Source organism: Sphingomonas sp. BK036 (assembly GCF_004216825.1).
In the GTDB taxonomy this organism is placed as follows: domain Bacteria; phylum Pseudomonadota; class Alphaproteobacteria; order Sphingomonadales; family Sphingomonadaceae; genus Sphingomonas.
The window spans coordinates 281,544-299,081 of the sequence record NZ_SGXR01000003.1 but is presented as its reverse complement, the minus strand read 5'-3'; the positions used below and the strand labels follow the sequence as shown (position 1 = coordinate 299,081).

Sequence of the window (17,538 nt, the reverse complement as noted above, 5' to 3'; positions counted from 1 at the left end):
CGGCCACCGGACCTGCGACCGCTACATCGATTTTTCCGCAATCACCGCCCGCAATCCGGGGGACAGGATCACCATGACCATGAAATGGCTGCTGAGTGGCGCGGCATTGCTGCCGCTGATGTCTCCCGTCGCGGCGTTCGCGAAGACGAGTTCGGTCTATCTCACCCGCCCCGACGATCCGCGTGCGGTGACCGTCAAGGGCGTCGGCGACGGTCGCGCCGACGACAGCGTCGCGCTGCAGCAGGCGATCGACTCGGCGGCAGCCGGCGGGCAGGGGGGCGTCGTGTTCCTGCCGTCGGGACGGTACCGGATCAGCCGCACGATCTTCGTCAGGTCGGCGGTCCGGATCTTCGGCATCGGGCCGACTCGTCCCGAGATCGTCCTGGGCGATAACAGCGCGGGCTACGCATCGGGCGTCGCGGCGATGCTGAGTTTCACCGGCGAGGATCAATACAAGGTCGGCAAGGCGCCGGTTCCGCCCCCCACCAGCGTACCGTTCGATCCCGCGATCTTCGATGCAACCTCGAGCACCTTCTATTCCGCGCTGTCGAACATCGATTTCCGGATTGGCGAGGGCAATGCGGGCGCGGTCGCGGTACGCTTCCGCGTCGCGCAGCACGGCTATCTGCGGCACGTCGATTTCCACATCGGCTCGGGGCTTGCCGGGGTCTACCAGGCGGGCAACGAGTTCGAGGATCTGCGGTTCTTCGGCGGTCGCTACGGGATTATGTCCGAAAAGACCTCGCCCGCCTGGCAGTTCACGCTGATCGATTCCGAATTCCAGGGCCAGCGCGACGCCGCAATCCGCGAGCATGAGGTCGACCTGACTCTGGTCAACGTCGCGATCCGCGACACGCCGGTCGGCATCGAGATCGACCGCGGCTATTCGGATTCGCTGTGGGGCAAGAACGTGCGGTTCGAGAATGTCTCGCGGGCTGGCGTGATCGTCTCGGCGGAGAACAGCGTCTTCACGCAGATCGGTTTCGACAACGCCACCGCGGTCGATACGCCGACTTTCGTCCGGTTTCGCGAGAGCGGCAAGACGGTGGCCGGGGTCGGGCGGCGCTACCGCGTGGCGGATTTCTCCTATGGACTGAAACTTCCCGGGCTCGGCAAAATCGGCGAATACGCGACCGATGTGACGATCGCGCCGCTGGCACGCGTTCCGGCGCGAACCACGCCGGCGATCCGCGCGCTGCCGCCGGTCAGGGACTGGGCGAATGTCCGCGATCTGGGCGTGAAGGGCGACGACACGACCGACGACACCGCCGCGCTTCAACGCGCGATCGATACGCACCGCGTGCTCTATTTCCCCACCGGCCGCTACCGCGTGTCCGACACGGTGAAGTTGCGCGCCGACAGCGTGCTGATCGCGCTCCACCCCGGGCTGACGCATCTCTATCTCGTCGATCAGACGCCGGGCTATGCGGGGGTCGGCGCGCCCAAGGCGCTCGTCGAGAGCGCGCGCGGGGGCAATGCGATCGTCTCCGGGCTCGGCCTGTGGACCGGCGGCGTCAATCCGCGCGCGACCGCGTTGCTGTGGCGCGCGGGCGAGGCGTCGATGGTCAACGACGTCAAGATCCAGGGCGGCGGCGGCACCGCGCTGACCAAGGGCAGCCCGATCGGCTTCGGCGATCCGCGTGCGCGCTTCGACGGCCAGTCGCCGAGCATCTGGGTGACCGATGGCGGCGGCGGCACGTTTGCGGCGATCTGGTCGCCCAACACGCTGGCGTCGGCGGGCTTCCACGTGTCGAACACCAAGACGCCTGGGCATGTGTACCAGTTGTCTGCCGAGCATCATTACCGCGCGGAGATCGTCCTCGACCATGTCGAGAATTGGGAGTTCCTCGCGCCGCAGACCGAGCAGGAGGTGCGCGACGGGGTCGACGCGATCTCGACCGAGATCCGGGATTCGCGCAACATCCTGTTCGCCAATTACCACGCGTATCGCGTCACGCGGTCGATCAAGCCGATGGACGCCGCGGTGAAGCTGTACGGGTCGGGCGACATTCGATTCCGCAACGTGCACGTGAACGCCGAAAGCGGGTTTGCGAGTTGCGACGCGAAAGGCTGCGGCACGTATCTACGCGCGAGCAAATATCCGTTCGAAAACGCGATCAAGGACATGACCCGGCGGCAGGAGGTGCGCGAGCGCGAGTTTGCGCGGCTCGACGTGCCGCCGCTGCTCGCGAACGCTGCGCCCCTGTCCCCGCCGCCGGTGTCGCCGGGGATCAGGACACTCGCGGACGGCTTCTATTCGATCGGCGGGGGGTGTTGGTGGGGGAAGGACTTCTACTTCATCGACCGGCATTTCCAGCGGATCTACCGGTGGACCGACACGGGCGGGCTGTCGATCGTGGCGGATGCGCCGAGCGATGCGGTCAACCTTGCGGTCGATCGATCGGGACACCTGCTCGTGCTGTCGTCGGCCGGGCGCGATGCTACCGTCTATAGTCTCGATCCTGCCAGGCCGGACTCGATCCGGGTCATCGCGCCGACCGCCGTCTCGGGGATACCCGCGGCGACTTTGCTTCCGGGCAATGTGTGGGCGAACGGCGAATTCGCCGACCGGATCGATCCGGTGACCTATCACTATCCGACGATGGCCGAGCTGTTCGCGACCAAGATGGGCGAGGCCAAGCCGCAGGAATATCGCTCGCCCGACGGATCGCTGGCGCTGCCTGCGTTTCGCGTCTGGAACCAGGGGCCCGATGATCAGCAGGGTTGGCGCTGGTCGGACACGCTCGATGCCTATGGGCTGGTGTCGGCTGCGCCGGGGGCGCGCGTCGTCCTGACCAACGCGTCCGAGAACCGGACCTATGACGGTCTCGTCGGCGATCAGGGGCGAGTCACCGACCTGAAGGTCATCGCCGAGCGTGGCGGCGAGAGCGCGGTCCGCGACGGCAGCGGGCGGCTGTATGTCGCGAACGGGCAGGTGTTCGTCTATGCCGCGGACGGCACGCCGTTGCGCCGCATCGACATGCCCGACCGCCCGCTGCAGCTTGTCATCGGCGGCGAGGACGGGCGGACGCTGTATGTGCTGACGCATCACGCTTTGTATGCGGTGGCGATCTGAACAGCGCCAGCGGCACCGCCTCGCCCATCCGGCGATATCCGGCTTCGGAGGGGTGGAGGTGATCGCCCGAATCCACGGCGGGGTCGAGCCGGATGGGCTGCGCCGGATCGCGCATCACGCGGTCGAAATCGATCACCGCGTCGAACACGCCCGACGTGCGGACGAACGCGTTGACCGCCTGGCGATCGGCTTCGGTCGCGGGGCCGGGATGGTAATAGTCGTTGCCGCCAAACGGCATGATCGTCGCACCGATCACCTTGATGCCGTGCGCGTGCGCGCGCGCGACGAGTTCGGTGTAGCCGGCGGTGATCTGCGTCACGAGTGCCGCGTGAGCAGCCGGCGTGGCCGGGGCCTCGCGCGTTAGGACGCCGAGGTCGTTGACGCCTTCGAGCAGGATCGCCCAGCGGACGCCGCTGCGCGCGATGACGTCGCGATCGAACCGCGCCATGAGATTGGGGCCCAGCCCGTCGAGCAGGATGCGGTTGCCGCCGATCCCGGCGTTGACGACGCCGATGCCTCGCGACGCCGGCGCTTGGCGCAACCGTTCGGCGAGGACATCGGTCCAGCGTGTGTTCCGGTTCGGCTTGACGCCGTATCCGTCGGTGATCGAGTCCCCGATCGCGACGATCGCCGCTGCGTTTGCCGGGCCCGAGACTTCGAGATCGGCGAGCGCGTACCAGTGCGTGGTCTGCGCGGCGCCCGCCAGATCGGCGTCGGCGACGTGATCGCCCGCGAGCGTGTAGCTGATCGCGCGCGCGCCTGGATGGCCGGTCTGCGGCGCTGCGGCTTCGGGCAGATACAGGCTGATGGCGAGATCGGCGCCGGCCGCGAGCGGTAGCGCGACGGGATCGGAGTAGAGTTCGGCGCCTGCGGGAATGACGGCGTCGGCGCGGCCCGAGAAGGTCAGCCGCATGCCGCCGGCGATCTGGCTGGTCGCTGGCGCTACGCTCCGGGCGACGTGACCGGCGCCGATGACCAGCGGGCGAGTCCCGAACGCGTTGGACAGCCGGACGCGGATGCGAGTCCCGCCTGCGGAGAGCCGGATCACCTGGCGCAGCGTGATCGCGCGCGCGCGATCCGCGGGCAGCGCGTTGTCGCCGTCCGCGATCATCTGCGACGATCCCCAGCTTGCGATCCAGGGATGCGCGGTATCGCGCGCGTCCGCGCTGGCGGTCAGCAGGCAGGCGCTTAGAAGTGCTATCGTCCAGCGGCTCATCGGCGGTGTCCTAGGCCGTCGGCGACGGCGTTCGAGGGGGCCCGCATCGGGGCGGCGGCGAGCGCGGCGGCGATCGCCGCGTGCATGGGCTTGGCGACGAACCGGTCGTCATAGGGGCAGGGGCGTCGGCGCGCCTTGTCGGGGCGGGGCTCGAACCCCTCGATCCAGCTGTAGCGGTCGGACAGGCCCCATAGCAGGACGTCGCGGACCGAGGGGTAGGACAGCATCAGATCGAGATAATCGCGCGTGAAATCCGCCACCGCGCGGTCGCGTGCACCGATGTCGGCGGGGAGTGTGTTGTCGCGAACGTCCAACTCGGTGATGACGAGGCTGTACCCCATCGCGGTCACCGCATCGAGGAAACGACGCCATTCGCCCTCGAGCGCAGCCGTTGCCGCGCGCGTGTCGAGCCCCTGTGTGACGAGGTGCGACTGTACCCCGAGCGAGTCGACGGGGACGCCACGCCGCTTGAAGCCTTCGAGCAATGCCAGCACGCCGGCGCGGTGCTTCGCGTTGCCGGGTTCCCAGCTCATATAGTCGTTATAGACGAGTTCGGCGTGGGGGGCGGCGGTGCGCGCGGTGTGGAAGGCGAGGTCGAGCGTGGCTTCGGGCCCGCCCAGCGCGCGCGACAGCGCGGTCTGGTACAGCGTCGAGTCCGCCGGGTTCACCGCTTCGTTGACGACGTCGTAGCTGCCGATCCGCGTGCCGTAGCGACCGCAGACGGTGGTGATATGCTCGACGAGCAGCCGCGCCGCCGCCTGTGCGGGGTTCGCGCCGAAATCATGGTTCTCCTCCCAGCGCGGCATCCATTTCGGCTGATGCCATAGCAGGTTGTGGCCACGGACGGGCAGGCGCTTCGCCGCCGCCCAGGCCATGATCGCGTCCATATGGGTGAAGTCGAAGCTGGTCGCGCTGGGTCGGATCGCCTGCCACTTCATCTCGTTTTCGGGCACCAGCAGGCCGCAGTCGCGCGCCAGCAGCGCGGTATAGGCCGGGTTGGCGAACGATCCGCGATCCGCGCCCGGGCGGCCCCATGCGACGCAGGACCCGAGGCGCATGCCCTTGCTCGCGGCGATCGCCTGCAGGCCGGGCACGCTGCCGGCCTGCGCGAGCGCGCGCCCGGCGGTGCCCGCCGCGACGGCGAGCCCGCCCAGCATCGTCAACCCGTCGCGTCGCGTGATCTCCACCGAACTCTCCCTCTTCATAGTCGTCATCGTGGCTGTTCAGCGGCGGACGTCGAACCCGCCTTCACGGAACGTCGCCAGGTCGCGCGGCGTCGTTTCGCTCTGGTCGCCGGGCGTGGCGTGCTTGAGCACCGCCAGCGCGAGCCCGGTCTGCGCGGCGCGCTCCGCACCCTCGCCAAGGTCTGCAAGGACGCCCGCGGCGAAGGCGTCGCCGGTGCCGATCCGGTCGACGATCCCCGAGACCTCGATCGGATCGGTCTCGATGACGTCGGCCGGCGTGTCGATCCGCGCGCGCAAGATGTTGCATCCGGCGTCGCGGACCTCGCGCGACATCGAGGCGATGTGGCGCAGGTTGGGGAAGTGGTCGAACGCCGCCAACGCCGCGTCGCGACGGCCCTGCGGCGTGGTTCCGTCCATCGGGCGGCGCAGCAGCAGCGCGATGTCGCGGTGATTGCCGAACACCAGATCGGCGCGGTCGACGAGCGGGAGGAGGATGGCGGCGGGATCGTCGCACCATTTCGCCCACATGCTGGCGCGGTAATTGCCATCGAACGACACCGGCACGCCGACCGCGCGCGCCGCGGTCATCGCCGCGAGACAGACGTCCGCCATCGCCGGACCGATCGCCGGGTTGATCCCCGACAGATGCAGTCGCGCGGCGCCCCCCAGCAGCGCGTGCCAGTCATAGGCGGTCGCCGGGGTCGTCGCGAACAGGCTGTGCTGGCGGTCATAGACGATCGCCGAGGCGCGCAGCCCTGCGCCGGGCGCGAGATAATAGAGGCCCAGCCGTCCATCGCCGCGCAGGATCCGCGAGACGTCGACGCCGGTCCGGCGCAACGCATCGATCGCCGCGTCACCGACGACGTCGTCGGGAACCGCGGAGATGACTCCGCTGCCGATGCCGAGCCGCGCCAGCGCGACCGCGACATTGGCCTCCGCGCCGCCGAAATTCGCGTCCAGCCGCGCGTCCCGGAACAGGGGGCCATGCCCCGCCGGCGAGAGCCTGAGCAGCAGTTCGCCGAAACAGACTATCGGTCCATCGGTGCGTGTCATCGATCAGCCTTTCGCTCGGTCGCCGTGCATCCACTGGGCCGGCGGATCATTGCGGGTTGCCGGGTGCGTAGGGAAAGTGCTGCGCCTTGTACCAGGCCAGGTCGTGCGCGGGGGCTGCGGTGCCCGCGGGAAGCGGCAGGCCGTTGACCGACATCCAATAGGCGAGGCTCGCGTCGCGCCACCACTGCGCCTCGCGCTGCTGGACCGCAAGATAGGTCGCGGTCTTCGCCCAGCGCGCCGAGTCGATCGAGGGCTTCAGCGCATCCCATTGGCGGCGCATGCTCGCGACATAGCCCACCCCCTGATCATAGTCGCCGACCAGCTCCGCCCACAAGGTGCGACCCGAGGCCATCCGGCGATCCCATGCGACATGGTGGAACCAGAGAAGATCGCGTTCGGGGGTGGTCGCCGGGTTCGCGAGCTGGCGCGCCAGAGCGGGGCTGTACTGCGCGATCGCATCGCTGCCGGTCTTCGTGCGGTCGAAGCCGATGCCTGCCTTGTCGGCGCGGTGGTAATAGACCGGGTTCCATTCGGGGCGCTTGAGATTGGCCACCCAGGGCCCCGGACCATAATGATGGCCGGTCGCCATGACGTGCGCGAGCCCGAGCGGCGTCATGTAATCGACCACCGCCTCACGCGAGCCCATCATCATCGCGACGACCGGATCGACGATCTTAGGGGAGGGCGCGAAGGTCATCGCTGCCCATTCGCGCGCCACCGGGGCGGCACCGAGCGTCGGATCCCAGGCCATGCGGCCGAACGCATACCAGTTCGCCTGGTTGAAGGTGGAGCCCGCCCAATCGCGGTCGCGACCGATATTGGCGACTCCCGCCATGCCGGTCAGCGTATGATGCTCGACCGACCCGTCGACGACCTTGGCGACGGTCTCGCCCGGCGTCTGCATCGTCTCGCTGCCGAGCGTCTCGGCGAACATCGGCCCGAGATAGGCGAGGTGAGTCGCGAAGCCTAGATATTCCTTGGTGATCTGGAATTCGATCATCAGCGGGGTCTTGGGCATCGCACCGAACAGCGGGTGGAACGGCTCGCGCGGCTGGAAGTCGATCGCGCCGTTCTTGACCTGGACGATGACGTTCTTGGCGAACGTGCCGTCGAGCGGCTTGAACTCGGTATAGGCCTGTTTCGCGCGATCCTCGGGGTCGGTCTCGGCATAGACGAACGCGCGCCACATCACGATCCCGCCATGCGGCGCGACCGCGGCCGCGAGCATGTTGGCGCCGTCGGCATGGCTGCGGTGATAGTCGCGCGGGCCGGGCTGGCCCTCGCTGTTCGCCTTGACCAGGAAGCCGCCGAAATCGGGGATGCTCCGATAGATCTCGTCGGTCTTCGCCTTCCACCATGCCGCCACCTGCGGGTCGAGCGGGTCTGCGGTCTTGAGCCCGCCAAGCTCGATCGGGGCGGAGAAGCGCGCCGACAGATATACCTTGATCCCGTAGGGCCGGAACACGTCGGCGAGCGCGGCGGCCTTGGCGATGTACGGCGCGGTGAGGCTGTCCGCCTTCGCGTTGACGTTGTTGAGGACGGTGCCGTTGATCCCGATTGATGCGTTGGCGCGCGCATAATCGGTGTAGCGCGGATCGCGGAAATCGGGGAGCGTCCACCAGTCCCAGAGCGACGCGCCGGCATAGCCGCGCTCGACCACGCCATCCAGATTGTCCCAATGGTTGAGCACGCGCAGCTTGACGCGCGGGGTCGATGTCAGGTCGATCCGGTCGAGGCTGCCGCCGGTCTGGAGGTGACGCAGCAGCGCGAAGCTGCCGTAGAGCACGCCGCGATCGGTGTTGGCGGTGACGAGCAGGGTGCGGCCGTTGCCGAGCGTCACGTAGCCGACTCGGTAGCCCTCGTCGCCAAGCGCGGCGAGCGGGAGGTGGAGTGCGGCGACGTCGCGATCGGTGGCCGTCGCCAGCAGAATCGTCGGGGCTTTGGTGGCGAAGAGATTCGAGCGCCGCAATTCTTCGGCTGCCACGCGGAAGGTAGGCGTGTCGCCGCGTGCCTCGATCTTCAACGCACGGCTTGTCGTCGCGGGCGTCCGATAGCGCAGCCAGAGGTCGTAGCCGTCCTCGGCATGTGCCCGTCCGGTCAAACCAATTATCGCTGCACAGAGCAGCGCGAACTTACCGATCGATCGACCGAATGCCGTCATAATCCTCTCCCGCCGTTCCGCGCCACATTGACAGGATCGCGGATGATCAGCCATGTTATCGCTATCACGACGACGGCTTCGACAGCAATGCCGCGTTTAACATTAGGAGAGAAACGTGTCCGGCACGAAGACAATGACGACCGCGCCGGCCATCACGCCGACCCGCCGCGACCTTTTCGCACTGTTCGGATCGGTGTCCGTCGCGGGGCTTATCCCCGGTGTCGCGCAGGCCGCGGCCGCGCTCCCGATCTACCGTGATGCGCGCGCACCGGTCGACCTGCGCGTGCGTGACCTCATGGCGCGGATGACGCTGGAGGAGAAAGTTGGCCAGACCATTTCGCTATGGGCTACCAAGGCGGACGTGATGACGCCGGGCGGGCTCGAGTTCGATCCGGCGCGCGCAACGGCGGCGTATCCGGCAGGGTTCGGCCAGGTGACCCGGCCCTCGGACAAGCGCGGCGGCCCGGCGGTCGCAGCGGTCGCGGGCGGCACCGGCGCGCAGTGGCGCGGGTCGGCCTCGACGATCGCGTTCGTCAACGCGGTCCAGCGCTGGGCGCGTGGCACGCGGCTTGGCATCCCGGTGATCTTCCATGAGGAATCGCTCCACGGCTATATGGCGCCCGACGCGACGATGTTCCCGCAGGCGATCGGCATGGCGGGCGCGTTCGATCGCGACCTGATGCGGCGTGCGCAGGCGATCATCGGCCGCGAAGTGCGCGCGCATGGCAGCCACCTCTCGCTGTCGCCGGTCGTCGACATCGCGCGCGACCCGCGCTGGGGACGGATCGAGGAGACGTTTGGCGAGGATCCCTATTTGTGCGGCGAGATGGGCGTCGCCGCCGTCGAAGGATTGCAGGGCGACAGCCGGACGCTGGCGCCGGGCAAGGTGTTCGCGACGTTGAAGCACATGACCGGCCATGGCCAGCCGCAGGCGGGCAACAATATCGGCCCCGCGCCGATCGGCGAGCGCGAACTGCGCGAAAGCTTCTTCCCGCCGTTCCGGGCGGTCGTGACTCGCACCGGGATCGGCGCGGTGATGCCGTCGTATAACGAGATCGACGGCGTGCCGAGCCATGCGAACTACTGGCTGCTGGGCGACGTGCTGCGCGGCGAATGGGGATTCTCGGGCGCGATCGTCAGCGATTACGGCGCGATCGAGGAGCTCGACACGATCCACCATATCGCGCCCGACCTGGCCGGCGCCGCGCGGCTGGCGCTGGCGGCGGGCGTCGACAGCGCGCTGCCGGACGGGATCGCGTATCGGACGCTGCCCGCGCAGGTGCGTGCGGGGACGGTGCCGATCGCCGCGGTGGATGCCGCATGCTCGCGGATGCTGGCGCTGAAGTTTCGCGCGGGGCTGTTCGAGGAGTCGGCGGTCGATCCGCGCGTCGCGGCTCGATTGACCGGCAATGCCGAGGCGCGGGGCGTTGCGCTCGAGGGCGCGCGGAAGGCGCTGTGCCTGCTGACCAATGACGGCACGTTGCCACTGTCGCCCAAGGGCAGGATCGCGGTGATTGGCCCGAATGCGGCGATCGCGCGGCTCGGCGGCTATTCCGCGCCGCCGCGGCAGAGCGTCACGCTGCTCGACGGCGTGCGCGCGCTGGTCGGCAATGCGGCCACCATCGTCCATGCGCAGGGCGTCTTCATCACGCAGAGCGACGACCGGTCGCAGGACGCGGTGCTGCTAGCCGACCCGGCCAAGAACCGCGCGCTGATCGCCGAGGCGGTCGAGGTGGCGCGCGGGGCCGACACGATCATTCTCGCGATCGGCGATACCGAGCAGACCAGTCGCGAGGGGTTCTCGGCGAACCATCTCGGCGATCGCACGACGCTCGACCTGATCGGCGAGCAGAACGCGCTGTTCGAGGCGTTGCATGCGCTGGGCAAGCCGATCGTGGTGACCGCGATCAACGGGCGGCCGCCGAGCTGGCCGACTGTGATGGCGAAGGCGAATGCGGTGCTCGAATGCTGGTATCCGGGGCAGGAGGGCGGCACGGCGATGGCCGAGGCGCTGTTCGGGCGGATCAATCCGGGTGCCAAGCTGCCCGTCACGGTGGTGCGCGAAGTCGGGCAGGTGCCGTTCTACTACAACCGCAAGCCATCCACGCAGCGGGGCTATCTGTTTGCGGAGACCGCGCCGCTGTTCCCGTTCGGCCACGGCCTCAGCTACACGCGCTTCGAGGTCAGCGCGCCGCGGCTGTCGGCGGCGAAGATCGGCGTCGCGGGCAGCGTCGGCGTCGAGGTCGACGTCGCCAATATCGGGCAGCGCGCCGGCGACGAGGTCGTGCAGGTCTACGTGCGCGACCAGGTGTCGTCGGTGGCGCGGCCGGTGATGGAATTGAAGGGCTTCGAACGCGTGACGCTGGCGCCAGGCGAGCGGCGGACGCTGCGCTTCACGCTGGGGCCCGACGCGTTCGCGCTGTGGGACGTGGACATGCGCGAGGTCGTCGAGCCTGGTCTGTTCACGATCATGGCCGGCCCCGATTCGGCGCATCTGAAAACCGCCATCCTCGAAATCGCCTGAAGGACCCACGATGCCCAAGATCGTTTCCGCCCGCGTCATCGTCACCTGCCCGGGGCGCAATTTCGTCACGCTGAAGATCACCTGCGACGACGGTACGACCGGCGTTGGCGACGCGACGCTCAACGGCCGCGAACTGAGCGTCGCCAGCTATCTCACCGATCATGTCGTGCCGTGCCTGATCGGTCGCGATGCGCACCGAATCGAGGATGTCTGGCAGTATCTCTACAAGGGCGGCTATTGGCGGCGCGGGCCCGTGACGATGGCGGCGATCGCCGCGGTCGACACGGCATTGTGGGACATCAAGGGCAAGCTCGCCGGCATGCCCGTGTACCAGTTGCTCGGCGGTGCGGCGCGCGATGCGTGCATGGTCTATGCGCACGCCAACGGTACGACGATCGAGGACACGATCGCGGTCGGCAGGGCCGAGCAGGCTAAGGGCTATAAGGCGATCCGCTTGCAATGCGGCGTGCCGGGGCTCGCCTCGACATACGGCGTCGCCAAGCACGGTGCGCGCTACGAGCCTGCTGATGCCGACCTGCCGAGCGAGAGCGTGTGGTCGACCGAGAAATACCTCCGAATCGTCCCCGAATTGTTCAAGGCGGCGCGCGAGGCGTTGGGCTGGGACGTCCACCTGCTCCACGACATCCACCACCGGCTGACGCCGATCGAGGCGGGGCGGCTGGGCAAGGCGCTCGAGCCGTATAACCTGTTCTGGATCGAGGATCCGACCCCGGCGGAGAACCAGGAGGCGTTCAAGCTGATCCGCCACCACACCACGACGCCGATCGCGGTGGGCGAGGTGTTCAATTCGATCTGGGATGCCAAGGACCTGATCCAGAACCAGCTGATCGACTATATCCGGGCGACCGTGGTGCATGCGGGCGGGATCACGCATCTGCGCCGGATCGCTGCGCTCGCGGACCTGTACCAGGTGCGGACCGGCTGCCACGGCGCCACCGACCTGTCGCCGGTGGCGATGGCGGCGGCGCTGCATTTCGGTCTGTCGGTCCCCAATTTCGGCGTGCAGGAGCATATGCCGCATACGGAAGAAACCGATGCGGTCTTCCCGCATGCGTACAGCTTCGACGACGGCATGATGCATCCGGGCGACTCGCCAGGGCTGGGCGTCGACATCGACGAGGACCTGGCCGCAACCTACGACTATAAGCGGGCCTATCTGCCGGTCGCGCGTCTCGAGGACGGCACGCTGTGCAACTGGTGACCGCCGCCGCCGCGCCCGAGAAGCCTCGCGGGAAAGTCCGCTGGATCGTCTGTGCGCTGCTCTTCGCGGCGGTGGCGCTCAGCTATATCGACCGGCTCGTGCTGCCCGTGCTGAAACCCGAACTCCAGGCGCGCTACGCTTGGAGCGAGCAGGGCTATGCCGATCTCGCGATCGCATTCCAGGCGGCGTACGGCATCGCCTATGTGCTGTTCGGCCGGTTCGTCGACCGGGTAGGGGCCAAGATCGGCTACGCCGTCGCGGTGACGTTGTGGACGATCGGTCATGTCGCGCACGCGCTGTTCACCAGCGCCGGCATGATGATCTTCGCGCGCATCCCGCTGGCGATCGGCGAGGCCGGCGCCTTTCCCGCCGCGCTCGCTGCGGCCAATGAATGGTTTCCGCAACGCGAACGCGCTCTGGCGATCGGCATCTTCAACGCGGGCTCGAACGTCGGGGCGATCCTCACGCCGCTGATCGTGCCGGTGATCGCGGTGACGTTCGGCTGGCGGATGGCGTTCATCGCGACCGGCGCGCTGACGGTGATCTGGCTGGTCGCATGGCTCGCCTTCTACCGCACGCCGCGCAAGCACCGCCGCGTCACGCCTGAGGAACTGGCCTGGATCGAGGCCGACCCGGTACCCGGGGCCAAGCCCGTCCGCTGGCGCACGCTGCTACGGTTGAGGCAGACCTGGGCGTATATGCTCGGGCGGTTCCTGATCGATCCGGTGTGGTGGACGTTCCTGTTCTGGCTGCCCGATTTCTTCAACCGGCAGTACGGCGTGAAGATGCTCGATTTCGGGCCGCCGCTGGTCGCGGTCTATGTGCTGGCCGATGTCGGATCGATCGCGGGCGGCTGGTTCTCGTCGCGGCTGCTCAGCAAGGGCGCGACGCCGAACCGCGCGCGCAAGACCGCGCTGTTCGTGTGCGCGTTGTTCGCGCTGCCGATCATCTTTGCGGCGCAGGCCCCCGGGCTATGGTGGGCGGTCGCGGCGATCGGGCTGGCGTGCGCGTGTCACCAGGGCTTCTCCGCCAACGTCTATGCGATCCCCGGCGACCTGTTCCCGCGCGGGATGGGCGGATCGGTGATCGGTCTGGGCGGGCTGGCCGGCGCGTGCGGTGGCATGCTGATGGCCAAGTTCGCGGGCACGATCCTGGCCGGGGTCGGCAGCTATGGACCGATTTTCGCGGTTGCCGGCTGCGCCTATCTCGTCGCGTTGCTGGTTATCCACCTGCTCGTCCCGCACTACACCCCCGTCGATCCGGAACGCCTTGCATGACCCAGCCGCTACGCCTGCACCCAGACCGCCTTTTCCCCGCCGACGCCCGGACGCGCGACATTGCGCGCGCGCTGCATGCGGGCGTCAAGGACCTGCCGATCGTCAGTCCGCACGGCCACACCGACCCGCTGTGGTTCGCGCGCGACGAGGCGTTCAGCGATCCGGCATCGCTGCTGATCGTACCCGATCACTACGTGTTCCGCATGCTCTACAGCCAGGGCGTGCCGCTCGACGCGCTGGGTGTGCCGACAGTCGATGGCAGCCCTACGGAAAGCGATCCGCGGAAAATCTGGCGGATCTTCGCCGATAACTATCACCTGTTTCGCGGCACACCGTCGCGGATGTGGCTCGACTGGGTGTTCGCCGAGGCGTTCGGGATCGACGTCCGCCTCGAACCCGCGACCGCGGACCTGTATTTCGACACGATCGACGCCGCGCTCAAGACCCCCGAATTCCGCCCCCGTGCGCTGTTCGACCGGTTCGGGATCGAGCTGATCGCGACGACCGAAAGCCCGCTCGACCCGCTCGAGCACCATGCCGCGATCCGCGCGAGTGGGTGGCAGGGGCGGGTCGTCACCGCCTATCGCCCCGACCCGGTCGTCGATCCCGACACGCCGGGCTTTGTCGCCAACGTCCGCCGGTTCGGCGAGACCGCGAACGAAGACGTCGGCAGCTATGCGGGTTATCTGGCCGCGCACCGCTTCCACCGCGCGCGGTTCCGCGCGGCGGGCGCGACCTCCACCGATCACGGCCACCCGTCGGCGGCGACCGCGGATCTCACCCCCGCCGAAGCCGAGTCGCTTTATGCGCGCGTCATGGCAGACCCGACGGCTGCGGAGGCCGAACTCTTCCGCGCGCAGCTGCTGACCGAGATGGCGGCGATGTCGGTTGAGGACGGCATGGTGATGCAGCTTCACCCCGCCGTCTCGCGCAGCCACAATGCGCAGGTGCTGGCGCGGTTCGGCCGCGACAAGGGCGGCGACATCCCGCTGCCCGGCGAGTTCGTCCGCGCGCTGAAGCCTTTGCTCGACCGGTTCGGCAATGATCCCCGGCTCACGCTGATCCTGTTCACGCTCGACGAGGACACCTATTCCCGCGAGCTCGCGCCGCTTGCCGGGCATTATCCGGCGCTGCGGCTGGGACCGCCCTGGTGGTTCCATGACAGCCCGGAAGGGATGCGACGGTTTCGCGAGCGTGCGACCGAGACCGCGGGCTTCTACAACACGGTCGGGTTTAACGACGATACGCGGGCGTTCCTCTCGATCCCGGCGCGTCACGATGTCGCGCGGCGGATGGACTGCGGGTTTCTTGCGCAGCTGGTGGTCGAGCACCGGCTGGAGGAGGACGAGGCGCATGAGGTCGCGCGCGCGCTCGCCTATGATCTTGTCAAGCAGGCGTATCGGCTGTGAGGTTGTCGCAGGAGACGCTCGACCGGCTCCCCGCTGGCGTCGTCCGGCCCGGCTATGACCGGTCGCGCGTGACCCGCGGCGTCGTGCATCTGGGCATCGGCGCGTTCCACCGCGCGCATCAGGCGGCGGTGTTCGAGCAGGCGCTGGCGGCCGGCGACCTGCGCTGGGGAATCACCGGCGTGTCGCTGCGATCCGCGGGCGTGCACGATCAGCTCGCGCCGCAGGACGGACTCTATACGCTCGTCGTCCGCGACGGCGCGGGCGAGCGGTTGCAGGTGATCGGCGCGGTGATGGACGTGCTGGTCGCGCCCGAGGATCCGGCCGCGGTCGTCGCCGCCCTCGCGTCGGCGGACACGCATATCGTCACGCTGACGATCACCGAGAAGGGCTACAAGCTCGATTCCGCGACGGGGCTGTTGCAGGTCGGCGACGCTGACGTCGCGCACGACCTGGCCTCGCTCGATGCCCCGCGGACTGCGCCCGGGTTCCTGGTAGCGGGGCTGGCGGCACGGTACGCGGCGGGCCTCGGTCCGCTCACGATCCTGTCGTGCGACAATCTGCCGCATAACGGTACGCTCCTGCGCGATGCGGTGCTGGCGATGGCGGGGGCGCATGACCCGGCCTTGCGCGACTGGATCGCCGCTGCGGTGACGTTTCCGCAGACGATGGTCGACCGGATCGTGCCGGCCACGACGGCGGACGACATTGCTGCGACGCGCGCGACGCTGGGTGTCGAGGATCAGGCGATGGTGAAGGCGGAGCCGTTCACCCAGTGGGTGATCGAGGATCGCTTTGCGGGCGAACGGCCCGATTTGGCGGCGTTCGGCGTGCAACTGACCGACGCCGTGGCGCCGTGGGAGGATGCCAAGCTGCGGCTGTTGAACGGTGCGCATTCGGGGATCGCGTATCTAGGCGGGCTGGCCGGGTTCGATTTCGTGCACGAGGTGGTCGCGCGACCCGAGGGGCGGGCGTTTGTCGACGCACTGTGGGTTGAGAGCGCGGCGACGCTCGATCCGCCCGCGGGGCTCGACATCGCGCAGTATCGCGGGGCGCTGATGGCACGGTTCGCCAATCCGGCGCTCCAGCATCGCACGCGGCAGATCGCGATGGACGGGTCGCAGAAATTGCCGCAGCGGCTGTTGGCGCCGATGGCGGAGCGTTGCGCGGCGGGGCTGCCGGTCCAGGCGCTCGCGCTGGCGGTGGCTGCGTGGATGCGGTGGCAGTCGGGCACTACCGATGCGGGGGAGGTCTTTGCGATCGACGACCCGATGAGCGACCGGCTGGGAAAAGCGGTCCGCGATGCGGGGACGACGCAAGAGCGTGTCGACGGGCTGTTCGGGCTGCTGTCATTCAGGCCCGACCCGGAATTGCGCACGCTGGTTGTTGCCAAGCTGGCGGCGCTCGAAAGTTCGGGGGCGATGACGGCGATCAACGGGCTGCGCTGGGCGTAGCACCGTCGATCGGCGAAACGAAAATGGGCCGGGGTTACCGGCCCATTCGCTTAGTTGCTGTCAGAGTTGTTGTTGTCGTCTTCGTGATCGATGATCAGATAGGCGACGCCTGCGAGGATGCCTGCGCCGATGACGATCGGAACGATGCTCGACTCCTGGAGGCCGGCAAGCTTGCTCGACTTCGAGGTGGCGGTGCCGGCGCGCACCGACGACGCGACCGACAGCGACTGCGCGGGGTTTGCAGCAGGCGCTGCGTTGGCTGCGACCGGCAGTGCAGTCATAGCAACGGCGGAAACGCCGAGAATCCAAGATTTAATCATAAGTCACTCTCTCATGTATCAGCCGAAGCGGCTGCCCCTACTGCAACGGTTCGGAGTCGTGACCGTTCCCGCCGTCGATTCCGCGATGACGGGGAATCCGTAGGGGAAAGCGGGTAAGTGACTGTATTGGCTGCGAGTATTTGCTGCATTGCGGCATGAAATATTTTCCGCCGCCTACAATAGGTTGCGGGTCAGGTGCTGGGTTCGCGGGTGGCAAGCCCCGGTTTGGCGGGATCGATCGCGTCATGCTCTCGATCATCATGGTAGCGGACGGTCCATTGGGGATGTCCGGTCGGGCCCAGGACGATATCCGGCAGGCCGACCGGATCGCTGCCGGTCTCGACCCAGCCTGCGCCGTGGCACACATCGCAGGTCATGCGCCGGCAGCGGAAGCTGACGAGATCGATCTCGGTGTTCCATTGCCCGCGGCCGCGACAGACGGGACATGGTGCATCGAGTGTGCCGGTCCGTGGCTGGAGCGGGATCGTGTCAAACGCGTTGGGGCTGTCCGGACCGTCGCAAAAGACGATATTGCTGGCGTGGGGCATGCAACCTACTTGATCGAGAGGGGCCATTGGCGAGGCACCGCCGGACGGCAATCAGTCGCATCCATAGCAGCATTGTCCGGCAAGGCGCGGGGGATTG

At 68.1% G+C, this 17,538-nt stretch carries 12 protein-coding genes; 6 read left to right on the top strand and 6 right to left on the bottom strand.

The features are described from left to right. Positions 1-73 precede the first annotated feature (73 nt). The gene (locus tag EV283_RS01430; RefSeq protein ID WP_165391668.1) at positions 74-3,076 is read left to right on the top strand and encodes a glycosyl hydrolase family 28-related protein; all 3,003 of its coding nucleotides are present in this window, start codon (positions 74-76) and stop codon (positions 3,074-3,076) included. Here EV283_RS01430 and EV283_RS01425 read toward each other — a convergent pair. The 4 genes from EV283_RS01425 to EV283_RS01410 are packed head-to-tail and all read right to left on the bottom strand — an operon-like array spanning position 3,006 to position 8,690. After that, the gene (locus tag EV283_RS01425; protein ID WP_130322113.1) at positions 3,006-4,292 is read right to left on the bottom strand and encodes an SGNH/GDSL hydrolase family protein; all 1,287 of its coding nucleotides are present in this window, start codon (positions 4,290-4,292) and stop codon (positions 3,006-3,008) included. The genes EV283_RS01430 and EV283_RS01425 overlap by 71 nt on opposite strands. Continuing rightward, positions 4,289-5,479 carry an endo-1,4-beta-xylanase gene (locus EV283_RS01420; RefSeq protein ID WP_242615733.1) on the bottom strand — a complete coding sequence of 397 codons (1,191 nt, stop codon included), beginning with the start codon at positions 5,477-5,479 and terminating at the stop codon, positions 4,289-4,291. Before EV283_RS01420 ends, EV283_RS01425 begins: the two co-directional genes overlap by 4 nt. Before the next feature lie 36 nt (positions 5,480-5,515). Continuing rightward, a complete protein-coding gene (locus EV283_RS01415; protein WP_130322111.1) occupies positions 5,516-6,529 on the bottom strand; it encodes a sugar kinase in 1,014 nt (337 codons plus the stop codon). Between the two features lie 46 nt (positions 6,530-6,575). Further along, positions 6,576-8,690: an alpha-glucuronidase family glycosyl hydrolase gene (locus EV283_RS01410; protein ID WP_130322109.1), complete on the bottom strand. Its 2,115-nt coding sequence runs from the start codon at positions 8,688-8,690 to the stop codon at positions 6,576-6,578. Positions 8,691-8,823: 133 nt separating this feature from the next. Here EV283_RS01410 and EV283_RS01405 point away from each other — a divergent pair, with 133 nt between their 5' ends. Genes EV283_RS01405 through EV283_RS01385 form a run of 5 tightly spaced genes read left to right on the top strand, consistent with a single transcriptional unit; the run spans position 8,824 to position 16,573 of the window. After that, complete coding sequence (locus tag EV283_RS01405; RefSeq protein WP_130323814.1) at positions 8,824-11,214, top strand: glycoside hydrolase family 3 N-terminal domain-containing protein; 2,391 nt, start codon at positions 8,824-8,826, stop codon at positions 11,212-11,214. A gap of 10 nt (positions 11,215-11,224) precedes the next feature. Beyond that, positions 11,225-12,436: a D-mannonate dehydratase ManD gene (gene manD / locus EV283_RS01400; RefSeq protein ID WP_130322107.1), complete on the top strand. Its 1,212-nt coding sequence runs from the start codon at positions 11,225-11,227 to the stop codon at positions 12,434-12,436. Beyond that, positions 12,433-13,713, top strand: coding sequence for an MFS transporter (locus tag EV283_RS01395; protein ID WP_130323812.1), 1,281 nt, complete (start codon positions 12,433-12,435; stop codon positions 13,711-13,713). The genes manD and EV283_RS01395 overlap by 4 nt, the downstream gene beginning before the upstream one ends. Continuing rightward, on the top strand, positions 13,710-15,122 hold the full coding sequence (uxaC, locus tag EV283_RS01390) for a glucuronate isomerase (protein ID WP_130322105.1): 1,413 nt from the start codon (positions 13,710-13,712) through the stop codon (positions 15,120-15,122). The genes EV283_RS01395 and uxaC overlap by 4 nt, the downstream gene beginning before the upstream one ends. Beyond that, on the top strand, positions 15,119-16,573 hold the full coding sequence (locus EV283_RS01385; RefSeq protein ID WP_130322103.1) for a mannitol dehydrogenase family protein: 1,455 nt from the start codon (positions 15,119-15,121) through the stop codon (positions 16,571-16,573). The genes uxaC and EV283_RS01385 overlap by 4 nt, the downstream gene beginning before the upstream one ends. A 50-nt stretch (positions 16,574-16,623) precedes the next feature. On the opposite strand, the gene EV283_RS01380 is transcribed toward EV283_RS01385, so the two are convergent. Together EV283_RS01380 and EV283_RS01375 are read right to left on the bottom strand one after the other, a co-directional pair. Beyond that, a complete protein-coding gene (locus EV283_RS01380; RefSeq protein WP_130322101.1) occupies positions 16,624-16,854 on the bottom strand; it encodes a hypothetical protein in 231 nt (76 codons plus the stop codon). A gap of 230 nt (positions 16,855-17,084) precedes the next feature. Beyond that, positions 17,085-17,441, bottom strand: coding sequence for a hypothetical protein (locus EV283_RS01375; RefSeq protein WP_242615732.1), 357 nt, complete (start codon positions 17,439-17,441; stop codon positions 17,085-17,087). Between the last annotated feature and the right edge of the window lie 97 nt (positions 17,442-17,538).